The 15940-nt window shown below is 60.3% G+C and carries 12 protein-coding genes and 1 tRNA gene; 9 read left to right on the top strand and 4 right to left on the bottom strand.

The window, feature by feature from the left end; genetic code table 11:
* Positions 1-32 precede the first annotated feature (32 nt).
* The gene (locus ACFSYH_RS13390) at positions 33-1079 is read left to right on the top strand and encodes a Gfo/Idh/MocA family protein (protein WP_377467639.1); all 1047 of its coding nucleotides are present in this window, start codon (positions 33-35) and stop codon (positions 1077-1079) included.
* Between the two features lie 163 nt (positions 1080-1242).
* Here the strand turns inward: ACFSYH_RS13390 and ACFSYH_RS13385 are convergent, their stop codons facing one another.
* Positions 1243-1983: an HAD-IA family hydrolase gene (locus ACFSYH_RS13385; protein ID WP_377467637.1), complete on the bottom strand. Its 741-nt coding sequence runs from the start codon at positions 1981-1983 to the stop codon at positions 1243-1245.
* A gap of 269 nt (positions 1984-2252) precedes the next feature.
* On the opposite strand from ACFSYH_RS13385, the gene tmk reads away from it, so the two are divergent.
* The 8 genes from tmk (at position 2253) to ACFSYH_RS13345 (ending at position 10633) form a co-directional block, all read left to right on the top strand.
* Positions 2253-2981, top strand: coding sequence for a dTMP kinase (gene tmk / locus ACFSYH_RS13380; RefSeq protein ID WP_377467635.1), 729 nt, complete (start codon positions 2253-2255; stop codon positions 2979-2981).
* Positions 2978-4114 carry a DNA polymerase III subunit delta' gene (locus ACFSYH_RS13375; protein ID WP_377467633.1) on the top strand — a complete coding sequence of 379 codons (1137 nt, stop codon included), beginning with the start codon at positions 2978-2980 and terminating at the stop codon, positions 4112-4114. Before tmk ends, ACFSYH_RS13375 begins: the two co-directional genes overlap by 4 nt.
* A 177-nt stretch (positions 4115-4291) precedes the next feature.
* Positions 4292-5887 carry an alpha/beta hydrolase gene (locus ACFSYH_RS13370; RefSeq protein WP_377467631.1) on the top strand — a complete coding sequence of 532 codons (1596 nt, stop codon included), beginning with the start codon at positions 4292-4294 and terminating at the stop codon, positions 5885-5887.
* Between the two features lie 168 nt (positions 5888-6055).
* Positions 6056-6128: transfer RNA gene (locus ACFSYH_RS13365), tRNA-Thr, on the top strand.
* A gap of 171 nt (positions 6129-6299) precedes the next feature.
* Entirely contained in the window at positions 6300-6731 is a 432-nt protein-coding gene (locus ACFSYH_RS13360; RefSeq protein ID WP_377467628.1) for a MepB family protein, read from the top strand.
* Positions 6732-7145: 414 nt separating this feature from the next.
* Entirely contained in the window at positions 7146-7997 is an 852-nt protein-coding gene (locus tag ACFSYH_RS13355) for a hypothetical protein (RefSeq protein ID WP_377467626.1), read from the top strand.
* A gap of 434 nt (positions 7998-8431) precedes the next feature.
* Positions 8432-9013, top strand: a complete 582-nt coding sequence (locus ACFSYH_RS13350; protein ID WP_377467624.1) for an RNA polymerase sigma factor — start codon at positions 8432-8434, stop codon at positions 9011-9013.
* Positions 9014-9058: 45 nt separating this feature from the next.
* Positions 9059-10633, top strand: coding sequence for a hypothetical protein (locus ACFSYH_RS13345; protein WP_377467621.1), 1575 nt, complete (start codon positions 9059-9061; stop codon positions 10631-10633).
* Positions 10634-10859: 226 nt separating this feature from the next.
* Here the strand turns inward: ACFSYH_RS13345 and ACFSYH_RS13340 are convergent, their stop codons facing one another.
* The 3 genes from ACFSYH_RS13340 to ACFSYH_RS13330 form a co-directional block, all read right to left on the bottom strand.
* Positions 10860-11867: a DUF3806 domain-containing protein gene (locus ACFSYH_RS13340; RefSeq protein WP_377467619.1), complete on the bottom strand. Its 1008-nt coding sequence runs from the start codon at positions 11865-11867 to the stop codon at positions 10860-10862.
* Positions 11868-12321: 454 nt separating this feature from the next.
* The gene (locus ACFSYH_RS13335) at positions 12322-14970 is read right to left on the bottom strand and encodes an ABC transporter permease (RefSeq protein ID WP_377467617.1); all 2649 of its coding nucleotides are present in this window, start codon (positions 14968-14970) and stop codon (positions 12322-12324) included.
* 2 nt (positions 14971-14972) lie between these two features.
* Positions 14973-15827: an ABC transporter ATP-binding protein gene (locus ACFSYH_RS13330; protein ID WP_377467615.1), complete on the bottom strand. Its 855-nt coding sequence runs from the start codon at positions 15825-15827 to the stop codon at positions 14973-14975.
* Positions 15828-15940 lie beyond the last annotated feature (113 nt).

Below are 15940 nucleotides of genomic sequence, written 5' to 3'. Positions count from 1 at the left end.
GACTCGCGCCTGTTAGGCGTACGGTTGGGGATATGGGAAACACTATTGAATCAGCGCTGATCTCTCATCTCACTCCGTCGCCGATGGATGCACCCGCCGTGAAGTGGGGCATCATCGGAGCTGGATGGATCTCTGGGGAGTTTGCCCAGTGCGTCACCAACTTCACTTCGTCCGTGATTGCTGCGGTCGGCTCCCGCGACGAAGAAAAAGCCCGCGCGTTTATCGCCGAGAACATTGGTGCGGACGCGGACACCACCATCTACACCTCGTATGAGGATCTGGTGCGCGACCCAGACATCGATGTCGTGTACATCGGGACGCCCCACTCGCACCACCGTGACCACGCTCTGCTGGCCATTAACGCTGGAAAGCATGTGCTCGTCGAAAAGGCTTTTACCCGAAACGCAGCGGAGGCCCGCGAGGTACTCGACGCGGCTCGCGCACAGGGCGTGTTCGTGATGGAGGCGATGTGGACGCGCCACCTGCCGCATATCGCGGCGGTGCGCGACATCGTCGCGAACGGCACGATCGGCGAGGTGACAACGATTCTTGCCGATCACGGACAGTACTTCCCGTTCAACCCGCAGCACCGACTGTTCGCCCCGGAACTCGCGGGCGGTGCACTGCTCGACCTTGGCGTATATCCCGTTGCGTTCGCGCACGACCTTCTGGGAACTCCCGACAAGATTGTGGCCAGCGGCGCGTTGACCCAGACTGGCGTGGACGGACAGATCGCGATCATCTTCGAGTACGCGGACGGCGTGCGCGCGTCCCTGCACACGACCCTGTGGGGTCAGACCCCCACGACCGCGTCGATTGTCGGCTCCAAGGGCCGCATCGACATCGAGGGCGCGTTCTACGCCCCGAGCGCCTTCACGGTGGTTGGGTATGACGGCTCCACGTCACGCTACGAGCGCGACGAGATTCGCGGCCTGGAGTTCGAGGCCGCCGAGGTAGCCCGCTCTATCACCGCGGGAAAGACCGAGTCCGAGCGGATGACCTGGCAGAACACGCTCGATCTGATCGAGTCCATGGACGAGATCCGCGCCCAGGTCGGTGTGCGTTACCCGGGCGAATGATCGGCTGATCAGTGTGAGGGGCCGTGGCCCGCAGGTGCTCTGCGGGCCACGGCCCCTGCCGCGTGGTATCGAGCGGCTCTGCGCTGTCGGTTGTACTACTGGTTGCTGTCGTGCCGCTGGGTCTGTTGCTGGCGTTTCTATTGCCGACGAGCAGTCGGGTCAGTCAGTCGGTTCCGGCCATGCGGTCGCGGACTGTGATCTGCTTGGCTGACGCATCCCACACGAACTCGATGCGGTCGAGTCCTTGAGCGTATGCGTCGGCGTCGAGGTCCTCCAAGGCGTTGGTTCCGGGAACCGCGATGGTTTTGGCCCCTGCGACTCGTCCCGCGCGTAGGCCAGAGGGCGCATCTTCAACCACCAGGCAGCGACTCGGGTCAACGCCGAGCAGTTGGGCACCGCGAAGGTACGGGTCTGGATAGGGTTTGCCGCGCTCAACGTCATCCGCACACACGAGGGTGGGCATATCGAGGCCCGTCACGTTCAGGCGCAGGAGTGCGAGACCTCGAGTGCAGGAGGTGACGATTGCACGGGCCTGTGGTGGGATCGCGGCCAATGCGTCGGTTGTGCCCGGTAGCACGATGATGCCGTCGGTCTCGTTCATCTCAAGGTCAACGATGCGTTGGAAACCACGCTCCCACTCCTCCTCGGGGAGGAGTAGCTCTGCGATGGCCTTGGCAGGTGTTCCGTGGAACTGGTGGAAATGGTCTGCCGGATAGCCGTACTCCTGCATCCAGATGCCCCAGCATCGTTCGGCGATGGGGATCGAGTTGATGAGGGTGCCGTCCATGTCGAACAGCACCGCATCGAAGGCGTGGTCGGCGAAGGCCTCGCCAGGGGTGGGCAATGCAAGGTTCGGAGTGCTGTGGGATAACCCCGGATGATTGGGTAGAACAGAGTCACGCATGGGTTCTAGCCTACTTGTTCGTACCGCATGTTCACTGTGTATGCGTTCATCGCGTGCTCGGGCAAGATGGTGATTTTCCGGTAACACCTACCAAGAAAAAGAACCCTGAGTCCGGAAACCCGCCATACGGGTCATCAACACGACCGTGGGCAAGGCAGAGCAGTGGAGGCGGGGATAACCCGCGCCGCAACCGATCGGATGCAACGTGCAGCAAGACAGCCCAGTTGTGGGTTAGGCAAGCAGGGGGCGCTGACCGTAGGGTTGTACCTGTGACAGATTCCGCGACATTCGATGCAGCCATCACCGTTCCCGTTCACACGAGCACGAACGGCATTTTTGTGTCCTTTGAGGGTGGGGACGGATGCGGAAAGACCACTCAGTCCACGCTGCTTGGCGAATGGCTTGCACAGGCGCTTGGAACCGAGGTGAATCTGACCCGTGAACCAGGTGGCACCCCACTTGGGCGCGAAATCCGTCAACTCCTCTTGCACGGCGACGACATGGGATCACGCGCGGAGGCGCTGCTGTATGCGGCGGATCGATCCCATCACATCGACACAGTCGTGCGCCCAGCACTCGACCGCGGAGAAGTCGTGGTCACCGACCGCTACATCGACTCATCGGTGGCCTACCAGGGTGGTGGACGTGAACTGACCCCCACCCAAGTCCGAGGGCTCTCATTATGGGCCACGGAGGGGCTCATGCCCCATCTCACGGTCCTGCTGGACATCAGCCCCGAGGCAGGCGCGGCCCGGTTCACCGATGCTCCCGACCGCCTCGAACGTTCCGGTGACGAGTTCCATCGTCGAACCCGCCAAACCTACCTCGACATGGCCGCAGACGAACCGGCGCGATGGATCGTTGTCGATGCGCACGGAACCATCGAAGACATCGCGCGTGAGGTACGCACACGTGCCACCCAGTGCCTGTCCGCCTTGTTCCCACAGCACGCACAGGCACTGAACAGCGCGCTCGAAGCAGAAGGTTCGCGCCCATGAGCGTCTGGGACGAACTCGTAGGTCAGCAGGCCGTGGTGGAGACCCTGCGCAACGCGGTGGCCGACCCGAGCGCGATGACCCACGCCTGGCTGCTCACCGGACCACCGGGATCGGGCCGCTCCAACGCGGCGCGCGCATTCGCAGCAGCGCTCCAGTGCGAAAACCAGGGCTGTGGACACTGCCCGACCTGTCTGTCGGTGCTCAAGGGAACCCACCCGGACGTCACCGTGCTCGCCACCGACAAGGTCACAATCGCCATTGACGAGGTGCGCGGCCTCATCCTCGAGGCCTCGCGTACCCCATCCGCAGGACGGTGGCGCATCATCCTCATAGAGGACGCCGACCGGATGCTCGAACGCACCACGAATGTGCTCCTCAAGGCAATCGAGGAACCATCGCCACGAACGGTCTGGCTGCTGTGCGCGCCAAGCCCGCAGGATGTCATGGTCACGATCCGGTCGCGCTGTCGCAAGGTCTCGCTGCGGGTGCCACCAGTCGAGGACGTGGCCAAACTACTCGTGGACCGCGATGGGGTGGACCCCAAGACCGCACTCGTCGCAGCACGTGCAGCGCAGTCCCACATCGGAATCGCACGGCGTTACGCGCGAGATCCCGAGGCACGGCAGCGGCGCTTCGCGGTACTCGACCTCGCCCGCAAGATTCGTGGAGTCTCCGATGCGGTCATCTACGCGGGAGAACTCGTTGAGGTAGCCCAGTCCGAGGCAAAGGCCGCCTCCACGGAGCGTGATGCCCGCGAGATGTCGGAGCTTCTACGGACCCTCGGAGCCGAAGGGAGCAAAACCCTCCCACCGGCCCTACGCTCTCAGGTCAAACAACTCGAGGATGATCAGAAACGCCGAGCAACCAGGCATCAGCGAGACGTGCTCGACCAGGCCATGCTCGATCTGACCTCGCTCTACCGAGATGTCCTCATGCGCCAACTTGGGGGAACGGCCGAGCTCGTGAACGTGGAGTTGGAACAGTTCATCGACGAACTTGCGACATCCTCCACCCCAACTCAGACCCTCGCCAAACTCGACGCAATAACCGTGGCTCGAAAACGCCTGGCAGGAAACGTGGCACCGCTACTCGCCGTCGAGGCGATGATGGTCTCGCTGCGACCAGCACGTTAGACCCCAACCCAGCCCAGCGACGCTGGAGCGCGGCCGGAAGCCGGACGGCGGCAGGATCGTCGCCAATCAGAATTGCTCGACAACCGCACCACACAGAACGTGTGAACCGCATATGCGCTGGGCAGCCAGCAGGCTGGCGTGAAAGAATACGAACTGCGAACCATTCGACGTGTGCGCATGGCGCCAAGCGCATGGCACAACCCGACCACGGAGTATTCATTGACGTCACGAGCGCTCAAGGCTGCGGCAATCGCAGCCATCGCGGCACTGGCACTGACCGCCTGCACCAAGGACCCCCTAACGGACCCAACCGCCACCGGGAACACCTCAACCCAGGCGCCAGCGCCAAGCGGTGACCTCAAACCAGTCGAAGGCTTTGAGACCTACTACTCCCAAGAGGTCAAGTGGGAGGACTGTGGTGGAAACTTCCAGTGCGCCACCGTACAGGCACCCATGAACTGGGCCGATCCAGCCTCCGACGCGATTGACATCGCAATCAAGAAACTACCGTCATCGGGTAGCGCACCCAAGGGAACCGTCATCATCAACCCGGGTGGGCCTGGTGGTTCAGGCATCGAATTCGTGGACTACGCGCCCTTCATGTTCGGGGCCACCCTGATCGAAAACTACAACATCCTCGGGTTCGACCCTCGTGGAGTCGGCCAATCGACCCCTGTGAAGTGCTACGAATCTGAGCAGATGGACCACTACCTTGCGCAGTCCTTCGACCCAGAACACCCGAAAGCACTCGAAGCCGCGCGTCAAGCCACTGCTGACTACGGCAAAGCCTGCCTTGAGAACACCGGTGCGGTCCTCGAATTCATCGACACCCAGAGTTCGGCCCGTGACATGGATCTCCTGCGTGCGCTCATGGGCGATGAGAAGATCAACTACCTCGGTTTCTCCTACGGAACCCAACTCGGTGCAACCTACGCCGGGATATTCCCCGAAAACGTGGGCAACATGGTGCTCGACGGGGCAATCGACCTGCGCCTCACCGCGTTCGAACAGTCCATGCAGCAAGCGGTAGGTTTCGAGAACGCCCTTCGCGCCTTCGCGGAAAACTGTGTCGAGTACGGTGACTGCCCCGTTGCCGGAGATACCGACCAAGTGATGGCTGCCGTTGCCGAGTTGTTTGACCGACTCGGTAAATCGCCGCTTCCAACCGATGACCCAGAGCGTGTTCTGACCCAGTCCCTCGCCTTCTATGGCGTCGCCCAGCCACTCTACGCCGAGGTTCTGTGGCCAGCCCTGGGCGAAGGGCTGGAGCTCGCAATCAACCAGCGTGACGGCTCCGTCCTCCTCGAACTCTCCGATGACTACTTTGGGCGTTCGGATGACGGAACCTACATGAACAATCAGACCGAGGCCTTCACCGCTATCAACTGCCTTGACGACCGCTCAAGCGCGGACCTCGACACGATGAAGAAAGAAGCCGAAGAAATCCGCAAGGCGGCACCCGTCATGGGCGAATTCTTCACCTATGGCGGGATCAGCTGCGAAAACTGGCCGTTCCCGGTAGCGGGGCAGAACTTCGATCTTGCAGCCTCTGGGGCCGCGCCAATCATGGTCATCGGCACCACCAACGACCCAGCGACCCCGTACGTCTGGGCTGAAGGACTCGCCGAGCAACTCGAGTCCGGTTTCCTCGTCACCAACGTCGGTGAAGGACACACCGCCTACGGTATGGGCAACCAGTGCATCCTTGACGTCGTGGACAACTTCTTCGTCAACGGGACCGTGCCATCAAGCGACCCGAACTGTGGTGGCTGACCCCACTTCAGGCCGACGTTTCAGCGGTTCGTGGGCGTACCCATTCGCGCTTGTGGGCGAGTGAGTGCAGTCACACTCCGGAATTTTGCGTTCCATCCTCCGGAGTCGGTAGAGTAATCTCGGTTCTTCGCTCACATCAGTGATCCGCTCCGGGTGTGGGAGAAGCCGGCCGCTTTAGCTCAGTCGGTAGAGCGTTTCACTCGTAATGAAAAGGTCACCAGTTCGATTCTGGTAAGCGGCTCTGTGTGGCATAAGGCCCCAAACTTACTGGTCAGACAGTTTGTTTGGGGCCTTTTGCGTGTCCTGGTTCTCCATGTCCCCTTTTTTCCGATGTGCCGTAACCGCCACGTGAACGGTTCCCTGGAACGGAACACGTTACGACTGATGAGATGTGCCACGGTAGGCTAACCCAGTGAAGTTCAGTGCGTTCAAGCGATACGCGGCTGTGGTGGGCCTCAGCGAAGCCGTGACACCTGAGCCGCAGACCAGCGATTACGAATCAGGCGTGGTACTCATCGAGGATGAGCTCTGGCATATCCGCACCGCAAGAACTACGCCTAAGAAACAGGGCGCGTTTGTGGCTTTCTGGCGGCGAGACGCGGATGGGAATACCGCGCCTTTTACTGAAGACGATCCCTCGGCGGGACTGCTCGTGTTCATTGAGGATGGTGGCAATCGAGGGCTGTTCCGATTCACCCGCGAGCATCTCGCGGAACTTGGTATCACTGAGGGCCGACAAGCAGGCAAACGTGGCTTTCGGGTGTACCCGATGTGGTGCACAGACTTGAACGCGCAGGCCACAAGTACGCAGCGTGCTCAAGCATCCGCCTTTCAGGAGTACTGAGCGCGAGGCATACTCTCGCCAACCACGTGTATCGCTCGGGAACTTTCAGATCCTTGAGCAACTCTTTCCACGGAGTGCGCGTGTGTTCAGGAGCAACGGTCTGCAAACCGCCGTCGATGGCGAGGAACCCCCCAGATCGTTGTTGGGCTGGTTTTGGGGCGCATGGCCTGTCCTGAGCCTTGCGGAAAATGGGTTAAACAGCGGGTTTCATCAGCAGCGACACACAGATTTTTCGGGTAGTACTATCCGGGGATTATGGACCGTGCAAGGCTCACCATTTCGCGTTTCGGGTAAAACGTTTTTACTTAAGTAGGCAGATTAAAATCCTCACCCCACGGGCCGCATCTTTGGGGTGTGCATAAGGAAAGTTGATATTCGTTGAAGTCGACGCGCGCTTTGGTGAGAAACACATTGGTGTTAACGCTCACTGCACTGTTGCCTGTGGCACTTGTTTCGCAGGCAGGCGCAACCATGGTCGAGGACGCGTCAGGCGCCTATACTAGCGTGATTGCAGACTCCTCGGTTGGCTCAGACATCCTCAATGAGGGAAACGAATTCAGCGCTCTTGAAAGCACTAGCGGTGAGGACCAGGGCCTAACCGGAACCACAGTTTCCACCGCCGAGACACAAGCCCCCGCAGAAGACGAGACGCACGAACCTGCACAGGAACCGTCAGGCAAAGATGCGTCGACTGGCCCGGAGGAAACCGTGGCGGCTGTAGCGCAAGACGAACAGACGCTGCAAGCAAAGACGCGGGCATACACAGAGCCGAGCGAAGCCGACGCGGTTGCAGACGAGAGCGGTATGGGAGTTGTCCTAGGGCCGGCAACGGTCTATGAGTCTCCAGATCAGGAAGAGCCAATCTTTCTCTATGGCGGCCCAGTCACCGCGAAACGCGCTGCAACAGTCGTGACCGCTGACCGAAGCGTCGATCCGTCTGCGAGTTCGGGTGAGGAACCTGAGGACGCAGAGTGGGACGGATTTATCGATCCTTCGTTTAACGAGACACCAACAACATTTACCTCATGGCGTGAATACACCAACGAAGATATCGATGTAGATGACGACGTTGTCGTCGAGGATGACATCACGGTTGAGGAACCGCAGAGCGAAGGATCCCGCGAGCCCGTTCAGGTGGTTGCGGTTGCGAGCCTCGCTCAAACGGGAGCAAACCCTGTCCTTCTCGGCCTAGCGGGCCTTGTAGTTGCACTCGGGATCGCTGGAGTCGCTACAAGGTACTACTACGGAAAGACCCGAGAGGACTAGAGCCCGAACCACACCAAACCAGGCCTAGAGACAAGGAGGGCCTGGCAAAGTCCTCCGCACTCACTCAATCGACCACAGTGAATCTGTTTCCCCTGCACGGTTCACAGCGGCTTCCCATGGAGATGATGTTAGGGAATTGATCGGGTGCGGAACCCCGGGGCGGTTAGTAGCAGTCAGAACTACTAACCGCCCCATTCTTGTGTGTACACAGGACTATGCGGGTATCTGACCGGATGGGCGGTTCGGAGTTGCGGCATGGAGAGAACAAGGCTCCCCGCCAGACGATTGAACAAAAGCTCGGCTCAATGGTGTAAGTCGAGCGGTCGGTAATACATATGCGTGGTGTAGAGCGCTTTGGACAGCAGGTACAGTACCGTCAAACGTATACGAACTCGCTGGACAGCGCGCGAAGAAGAATACCAACGGAGCACAAGATGAGTAGCACGACACCGCCCAAGTTAGGCGACACGTCAGCGAATGTTGTTCCGCTGCGTCCGGCCGTCACGGAGGAATGGTTTTCCCGCCTTTTCACCGATTACGCCAGGTTGGTGCAACGGTACATATATCGACGCACCTCATCAGATGCGGTAGAAGACCTGACGGCGGAAACCTTTGCGACCGCATGGCGCAAGCGCGATGAGATACCTGAAGGCTTGGAACTGCAATGGCTGTACAAGACCGCAGGTTTCTTGATCGCAAACTACAACCGCAAGCGTAAACCGGTTCTGCTCGAAGAGTTCCCTGAGATAGCCCATGATTCTGATCCAGCAATCTATGTGATTGAGGACGCTGCATTACGTTCGGCGTTCTACCGGCTCTCTGAGAAGGACCGCAAGGTGCTTATCTTGGCGGCGTGGGAGGGGCAGAACAGCGAACAGATCGCACAAGCCCTCGACATCAGCCCCAATGCAGCCGCAGTGGCGCTGTCCCGGGCGCGTGCGCGGTTTTCGAAACTGTTCTCCGATGAATCGACCGATGCTGGCGCGAACACCAACGCAGCCACTGACACACTTTGAGCCTGTTGCTCATCCACTGCACTACAGAAATTTGAGTAGGTAGCCATGACCAAGACACCACGTAACGAATTTGACCGACTGGTTGACCAAGACCCAGCCGATGGTTTGCCGTTCGATGAATCCTCGCTGATCGCCAACCTGAAAGAGCGGCTGCCGGAGGCGAGCTTGAGCGACGATTTCCCGCAAGCAGTCGAGACGCCCCTAGACGGTCAGGAAGCCCAAGAGATCCCAAAAGTCTCAGCGGGCTCCGAGTCTGCGCACACCGACCCGTCTCAAGGAACTGCCGCGATCTCAGAGGTCGTGCCGTTGGATCCTCGCAAGCGCCGCCCACTGGCATGGGGCCAGATCGCCGCGAGCGTTGCCATTACGAGTCTCATCGTGGGCGCAGGCGCCACGGCCGCCGCTAATGGAGGTCTGCGCTTTGACGCCTTTGGCGGGTCGAGTTCGGGGGCAGAGCATGTGACTTTGATGTCTGAGGATGCTGGCACCGTGGAACTTGACTCCAGTGGCACCGCAATGAACGAAGGCCCTGAGGAGGCGACCGAAGAAGCCGCTGAGACTGACCATGCTGCGTCGCAGCCGCTGACAGGAGGTGGCCGCGACAGCTACAGCGGCATGGATGGCGCGAGTACGGCACGGACTGAGGGCGCGCAAGCGAGTGCTGATGCTGCCATTGCACCGTTCCGTGACACTTTCCGCAATCGATTTGAGGGAAAGGGTCTGTCGAGTACCCGTGAAACCGCAACTGCATACGGCTTTGATGAGAGGGCTGCGGTCAAGAAGGAGACCTTCGAGAAGCTGAAGGAGGTCTTCGGCGTCAAGGGGACGACAAAGCAGGAGTGGGGTTCGTTTTACGTCAATGATTCGGACTCGACCTACCTGAATTCCTCAGGTGACGGTACCGGCGGCTTCTACTTTGGCACCCAGCACGAACTTGTAGAGCAGGAGGACCTTAACTTTGAGGCAAGCCTGGAACGTGCCAAGGAACTGATGACGGAACTCGGCGTAGACACGGATCGCTACACGTTTGACGCCACAGAGCACGAGTACTGGACATGGATCGAACCTGCGGTGGCCCCAACAGATGGCGATGAGAAAGCTGCGGCAGGCGGTGAGAAGAAACTCAAGACAGTGAAGGTGCGTGCGACCCTCAACGAACTTGGCCCCGAATCGTGGGCTGGTAGTTGGGAGTTCGATTTTAGCGGCGACACACTGTTCTCGGTGTATGGTTCCCTCGCACAACTCGTGGACCTTGGAGAATATGAGGTTGTGTCGCAGCAGGAAGCGGTCGATCGTTTGAACGATCCACACTTTGGCGTCTCGAACATGAACTATCCGACGGACTGGGACCAGCAGGTCTATGAGCTTTATCGGTACGAGGAAGTCGGTGAGAAGGAAGGCCCAAAGGCGCATCCAGCACCCAACCCCGGTATGAAGTTCAGTTGGAGCGTCGGGACCGTGACCCTGACCAAGGGCACGCTCAAGGTCGCCCAGATCGGCGAGGGCGATGGTACGTACCTGGTGCCGGTATGGGAGTTCAACGCCACGAACGGGGCAACCTATCAGGTTCTTGCGGTTGCGGACGAGGGGCTAGATTTCAGTCCAACATCGAGCCGCTGAATATACGCCCAACGCCCTGATAGGCGACGATACGGCTGGGTCGAGAGGGAACCTCTCGACCCAGCCGTTGTCGTGTGCGACAGTAACACGACCAGATGGCACCGGTATGCACCCAGTGCTGTGCGCTTGGCGCGCAGCCGAATCACAGACTAGAGCGAGGTGGAGGGGCAGGTTTAGACTCGTCGCCAATAAAACTGAATGGGAGAGTGACTGCAGGTGGGGACAACTAGTGTGCGTGACCGACTGCGTTGCGGATGAACCCTGGAATCCAGTCGAGCTTCGCGGCGATCCAGCGGCGGTTGACGGCATCGACGGGAAAGTAGGTGGCCTTGCGGGCGCTGTCGCGCACGCCAAAGATGACCCCCTTGTCGGTGTCCGAGACCATCCATTGGCAGTCCACGGACGATTCCGCGATGATGTCACCGATGGCGATGCCGATCGAGGTGACCGCGAAGCACTGGTCCCAGCGTTCCTTGCGCGGCACGGAGGTCCAGGCGGAGCAGTAGTCGTTGTAGGTCTTGTTGAGTTGCTCGACAGTCAGCGGTGGCTCGCTGGGGGTGCGCAGGTGGTAGCGCATCTCCTGGAGCCACATGAGTTCTGCGAGGGTCGGTTCCCGCAGTGCGAGTGGTTTCTCAGCCTGAGCGGAGGTGAGATCTTCAGATTCAGGAGACAGCGGTCCGTAGTCCTCGACATTGAAGACTTTGGGCTGCGGGCGGGGCCGCATACGTTGGCGCGACTGCTCAGTTTCGCGGACTGGTTGAGACGGGGCGGTTTCCGAGGTCTCGGCTGGTGATTGGGCTGCACGGCGCTGGCTGGATCGGGTAGGTCCATCAACGATGGGAATGGCCGACGTGTTCGGGCGGGGACGCAGCGGCCCTGTCACACTCGGGAACGAGGATGTGTGCGGTCGAGGACGCAGGCGCGCGGAGACCACTGAGACGCCTGTGTCCGGTGCGGATGAGCGGGTCGCCACTGCACGGGTCGGCGGCGCCGATGAAGCCGACTGCGCGCTTGCAGCCGATTCAGTGGAGATCGGTCGGGCGCTCTCGCGCACCGAACGGTGCAGCGAGCGGCGGCTATCAGCCTGTTCCTGTGCGGACTGGGACGTTGCATATGGGCGCGGACGAGTTTGCTCCGTGCTCGCCGAGGTACTGGGGACAGCGTACAGGGCGCGACGAGTGAGAGGGGCGCCGTTGACGACGTTCTCCTCGGGTAGCGGCTGAGTGCTGTGCATGCCCTATCTATCGACCAATCAGGTGTGTTTCTTGATGAAAACGAGCCGGTCAGTTGTGTTGCGAGTGGGGGTGCATCGGCGCTACATCGCGGTGATGATGTCCTGTAACAAATCATAGATTCGTTTCGTGCCCGAAATGGCACATTTGGACCTGTGTCGTGCGGTTTTAGTACGTCAGTCCTCCCCATTTCCTGATTGACGACGACTCCCCGGCGCACAGCGCCTGGATACCTCCCAGAAGGGCGGTCTTGGATTGCCTTACCCGTGTCTCGGCGCTCAGTCCCGGCACCCACCTATATGGCAGCGGATGCGTAGGCTCACTTTGCGAAACCGATGGGGCAAAAAACGTCCGGGTGCACACACAAAGTGTGTGCACCCGGACGAAAACAGCCCATCGATGGGTTGCAATCGATCGCTAGAACCCACCGTGCCGTGGGATACGGCTGGGTGGTGTCTACTCGTCGGAACTGATCGCCGTCAGCACCGGGATGCGGTTGGCGCGGATTGCAGGCCAGATTGCTGCCAGAACCCCAACCACCAGGGCGAGAACGACCATGACGCCAAGTGACTGCCACGGGATAACCAACTCGGTGAAGCCCATGTCCTTGAAGAGAGTGGGGATACCGAGCGTGACACCAACGCCGAGTCCCAGACCGACGAGCGTGCCGAACGATGCGATGAGCACCGATTCGAGCGTGATCGTGGAGTGCAGTTGCGAACCGGAGAGGCCGATCGCCCGAAGCAGGCCGATCTCGCGGGTACGTTCAAGGATGCCCAGTCCGAGCGTGTTCACGATTCCGAGAATCGCGATCGCCACAGTCAGGCCAAGCAGTGCATAGATGACTGCGAGCATCTGATTGACCTGGCCCGTGAGTTGCGAACGGAACTCATCCTGATCGAACACGGAGAGCACAAGGTACGGCTTGGCGATCTCCACGATCTCCGCGCGCACCTGGTCAGGATTAGCGCCCGGAGCCAGGGTGAGCATGACGTTGGCGAGTTGCACCTGATCAGATGGAACCAGATCGTGCAGCGTATCGAGATTCACGATCACTGGCATTCCCAGCCCGACAGAGTTGATGACACCGCCGATCTCCACCGTGGTCGTGCCAGTGGCTCCCGTGAGCGTGAGGGTGTCACCAAGTACCCAACCGTTGTCCTTGGCAGTCGTCTCCTGCACGATGGCCTGTCCGTGAGCAACCGCATCGAGGCTTCCAGCGACAACGTTTGTAGTCCACGCGGTGCCCATGGTCTCAGGCTCGGTTGCCCCGATCTCGAGTTGCTTCTCGCTTCCTGGGAACGCTGCCTGAGCGTTCGAGTCCTGCGCCGTCGGGGCCAACTCATCGATTTCCACGACGGCCGCGGCGAAGGTTGAGAACTGTTCAACACCATCAATGTCCTTGAACGCCTCGTACGCTGACGGGGCGATGTGGAAGGTCTGGGACTGGATAATGTAATCCGCCTGCATCTCCTTGGTCACCAGATCACCGATTGCCCCGTTGACCGAGGCTGCCACCACTGCCGCAGCGCTTGTGAGCGTCACCCCGACGATGAGGGCGCTCGCAGTTGCAGCCGTGCGCTTTGGCGTGCGCTGCACGTTACCCGATGCGAGTGGCACGATGGGTCGGCCAAGCCGATTCCACGGTTTAGCCAGAAGCGCAACGAACGGACGCGACAGCGGGGCCGCAAGCACAAGTATGCCCACGAACACGGCAAGGATACCCACGCCGTAGAGCCCAGAGGTGGTGATGTCGTCCTGTCCCCGTGCAACGACGATGGCGGACGTGGCAGCCGCGGCTCCGATCACCGCCACCACAGCTCCGACGATCGTGCGTAGCCGAGAGGTGTTGAGTGCGGGCGCCGCCACCTCGCGCATGGCCTCAACCGGGGGGATGAGCGCCGCACGGCGCGCCGAGATCGCCGCTGATGCAAAGGAGACTCCGACGCCGACTGCGAACCCGATGAGAACCGTCGAGGTGGACAGCGATGCATTGGATGACATGTCCATTCCGATGGATGCGAAGATCGAGGGCAGGGCCTGCAAGAACAGCGCCGAGGCACCGATTCCAAGGGCTGAGCCGATCGCTCCAATGACAATGGCCTGCACGGACACGACCGTGAACACGTGAGTTGATGAGGCGCCAATGGCACGTAGCATCGCGAACTCACGCTGCTGGCGGCGGGTGACCATCGCGAACGTGTTGGCGATGACGAATCCGCTCACGCCAACCGCGAGCGCCGCGAACACGAGCACGAACGAGGTGATGAAGCCGATCTGTTCGGTCACGCCCTCTTTGGCGATGTCGCGTGCTTCGTTTCCAGTGACCACGGTGAGGTCGGGCCCTTGTCCCGTACCACCTTCGATCAACTCCGCGAGACCCGTGCTGTTGAGTGTGGAGATGAAGTCTTGTTCCGCGCCATGGTCAAGCATCTTGAACTCAGTGCCGGCTCCCTGCGCTTCGGAGAAGATGCCAATTGATGTCACCAGTCCATCTGCTGCGAAGGTGTGTTCGGCAAAAGGCGGGTTCATCATCATTACCGAGGCGCCACCCGCGGCACCGAATCTCATGATCCCCACGACGTCAAAGGTCATGATCTCACCGTTCACGAGCACGGTTGCGGTGTCTCCGATCTCGTACTTCGACTTTTCAGCGGTCGTGTCGATCAAAGCGATCTCGTTGTCCGCTTGAGGCATCCGTCCGGCGACCATGTCATCGGCGGGTGTGGGATAGGCGGCGTATGCGAGCGCCGGTGGACCGTTGGCTGTTCCTGCTGCAGTCCCGTCCTTGTTGACGAGCACCACCATTCCCACGAAGTCGGGGACAACCGCGGCGACACCAGGAAGTTGCTCAAGGTCGTCCTTGAGCGAGAGGGGGATGGTGGGGTCACCGGTTCCGGTGACCATGTTGGAGGTATCTCCGTCGGCCTGGATATAGGCTGCCGCGACCATTCCTGTGTCGATGACCTCGTTGTATGTCGTGGCAAGCACCTCACGTAGTGACATTGTGCTTGCCACAAAGGTGACGCCGAGGAACACCGCGAGAATCGCAGCGGAGAAACTCAAGAATCGAGAGCGCGTGGAGCGCAGGGCGATCTTCCACATGATCAGGCACCAGCCCCTGCGCCGGTTACCTCGACGGCTGGCTCGTCCGATGCATGCGAGTCGTTGGCGCCTGCTGGAGCGGCGATCCGGGACATCACAGCGAGAACAGATTCAGGTGTTGGTGCGTCCAACTCGTGCACGATCTTCCCGTCTGCAAGGAACAGTACGCGGTGTGCGTATGAGGCGGCCACCGGGTCGTGGGTGACCATGACTACCGACTGGCCCAACTCATCGACAGATGAACGTAGGAAACTCAACACCTCGCGCCCCGATGCCGAGTCCAGGTTCCCCGTCGGTTCGTCGGCAAAGATGACATCGGGCTTGGCCACAAGTGCGCGCGCACACGCGACACGCTGCTGTTGACCACCTGAGAGCTCTGCTGGTCGGTGGCTGAGCCGGTCGGACAGACCAACCGTGCGCACCACCCTGTCAAACAGTTCCCGGTCCAGCGGCCTACGCGCGATGTCGAGCGGGAGGGTGATGTTCTCCCGTGCGGTGAGGGTTGGGATCAAGTTGAACGACTGGAAGATGAATCCGATCCGTTCGCGACGCAGTTTGGTCAACGCCCGGTTCTTGAGGCCGGTAATGGTGTGCTCGCCAAGCGTGATCGTGCCATCCGTTGGGGTGTCAAGACCTGCCAGGCAGTGCATGAGAGTCGATTTTCCAGACCCTGAAGGCCCCATGATGGCGGTGAACTGGCCGGAGGCCAGATCCACGTCAACGTTATCGAGGGCCCGGACGAGCCCGCTGTTCTTACCGTAGGTCTTGCTCAAACCGCGAGCGGTCGCAATGGGGGAAGGCATTGTTGCGGGGTGGTCTGTGACCGCCGTGTTTGTCAGGATGACGTGGGAAGTCATGGTGAACCTTTCATAGATCGAATAGCTGGTGGGGCGCTCGCAGTTGTGATCTGCCGTGTGAGCGTGGGATGGAGAAATGGTGCTGCTTCGATCTTCGAATGTGGAGGTCTTGT

It is taken from the genome of Populibacterium corticicola (assembly GCF_042683685.1).
In the GTDB taxonomy this organism is placed as follows: Bacteria; Actinomycetota; Actinomycetes; order Actinomycetales; family Cellulomonadaceae; genus Timonella; species Timonella corticicola.
Note: the sequence above shows the minus strand (reverse complement) of the source record. Positions and strands in the feature narration are given on the sequence as shown.

Coding starts and splice junctions, on each gene's coding strand:
- ACFSYH_RS13390 (WP_377467639.1), top strand. CDS start 33: ATGGGAAACACTATTGAATCAGCGCTGATCTCTCATCTCACTCCGTCG.
- ACFSYH_RS13385 (WP_377467637.1), bottom strand. CDS start 1,983: ATGCGTGACTCTGTTCTACCCAATCATCCGGGGTTATCCCACAGCACT.
- ACFSYH_RS13375 (WP_377467633.1), top strand. CDS start 2,978: ATGAGCGTCTGGGACGAACTCGTAGGTCAGCAGGCCGTGGTGGAGACC.
- ACFSYH_RS13370 (WP_377467631.1), top strand. CDS start 4,292: ATGGCGCCAAGCGCATGGCACAACCCGACCACGGAGTATTCATTGACG.
- ACFSYH_RS13350 (WP_377467624.1), top strand. CDS start 8,432: ATGAGTAGCACGACACCGCCCAAGTTAGGCGACACGTCAGCGAATGTT.
- ACFSYH_RS13345 (WP_377467621.1), top strand. CDS start 9,059: ATGACCAAGACACCACGTAACGAATTTGACCGACTGGTTGACCAAGAC.
- ACFSYH_RS13340 (WP_377467619.1), bottom strand. CDS start 11,867: ATGCACAGCACTCAGCCGCTACCCGAGGAGAACGTCGTCAACGGCGCC.
- ACFSYH_RS13335 (WP_377467617.1), bottom strand. CDS start 14,970: ATGTGGAAGATCGCCCTGCGCTCCACGCGCTCTCGATTCTTGAGTTTC.
- ACFSYH_RS13330 (WP_377467615.1), bottom strand. CDS start 15,827: ATGACTTCCCACGTCATCCTGACAAACACGGCGGTCACAGACCACCCC.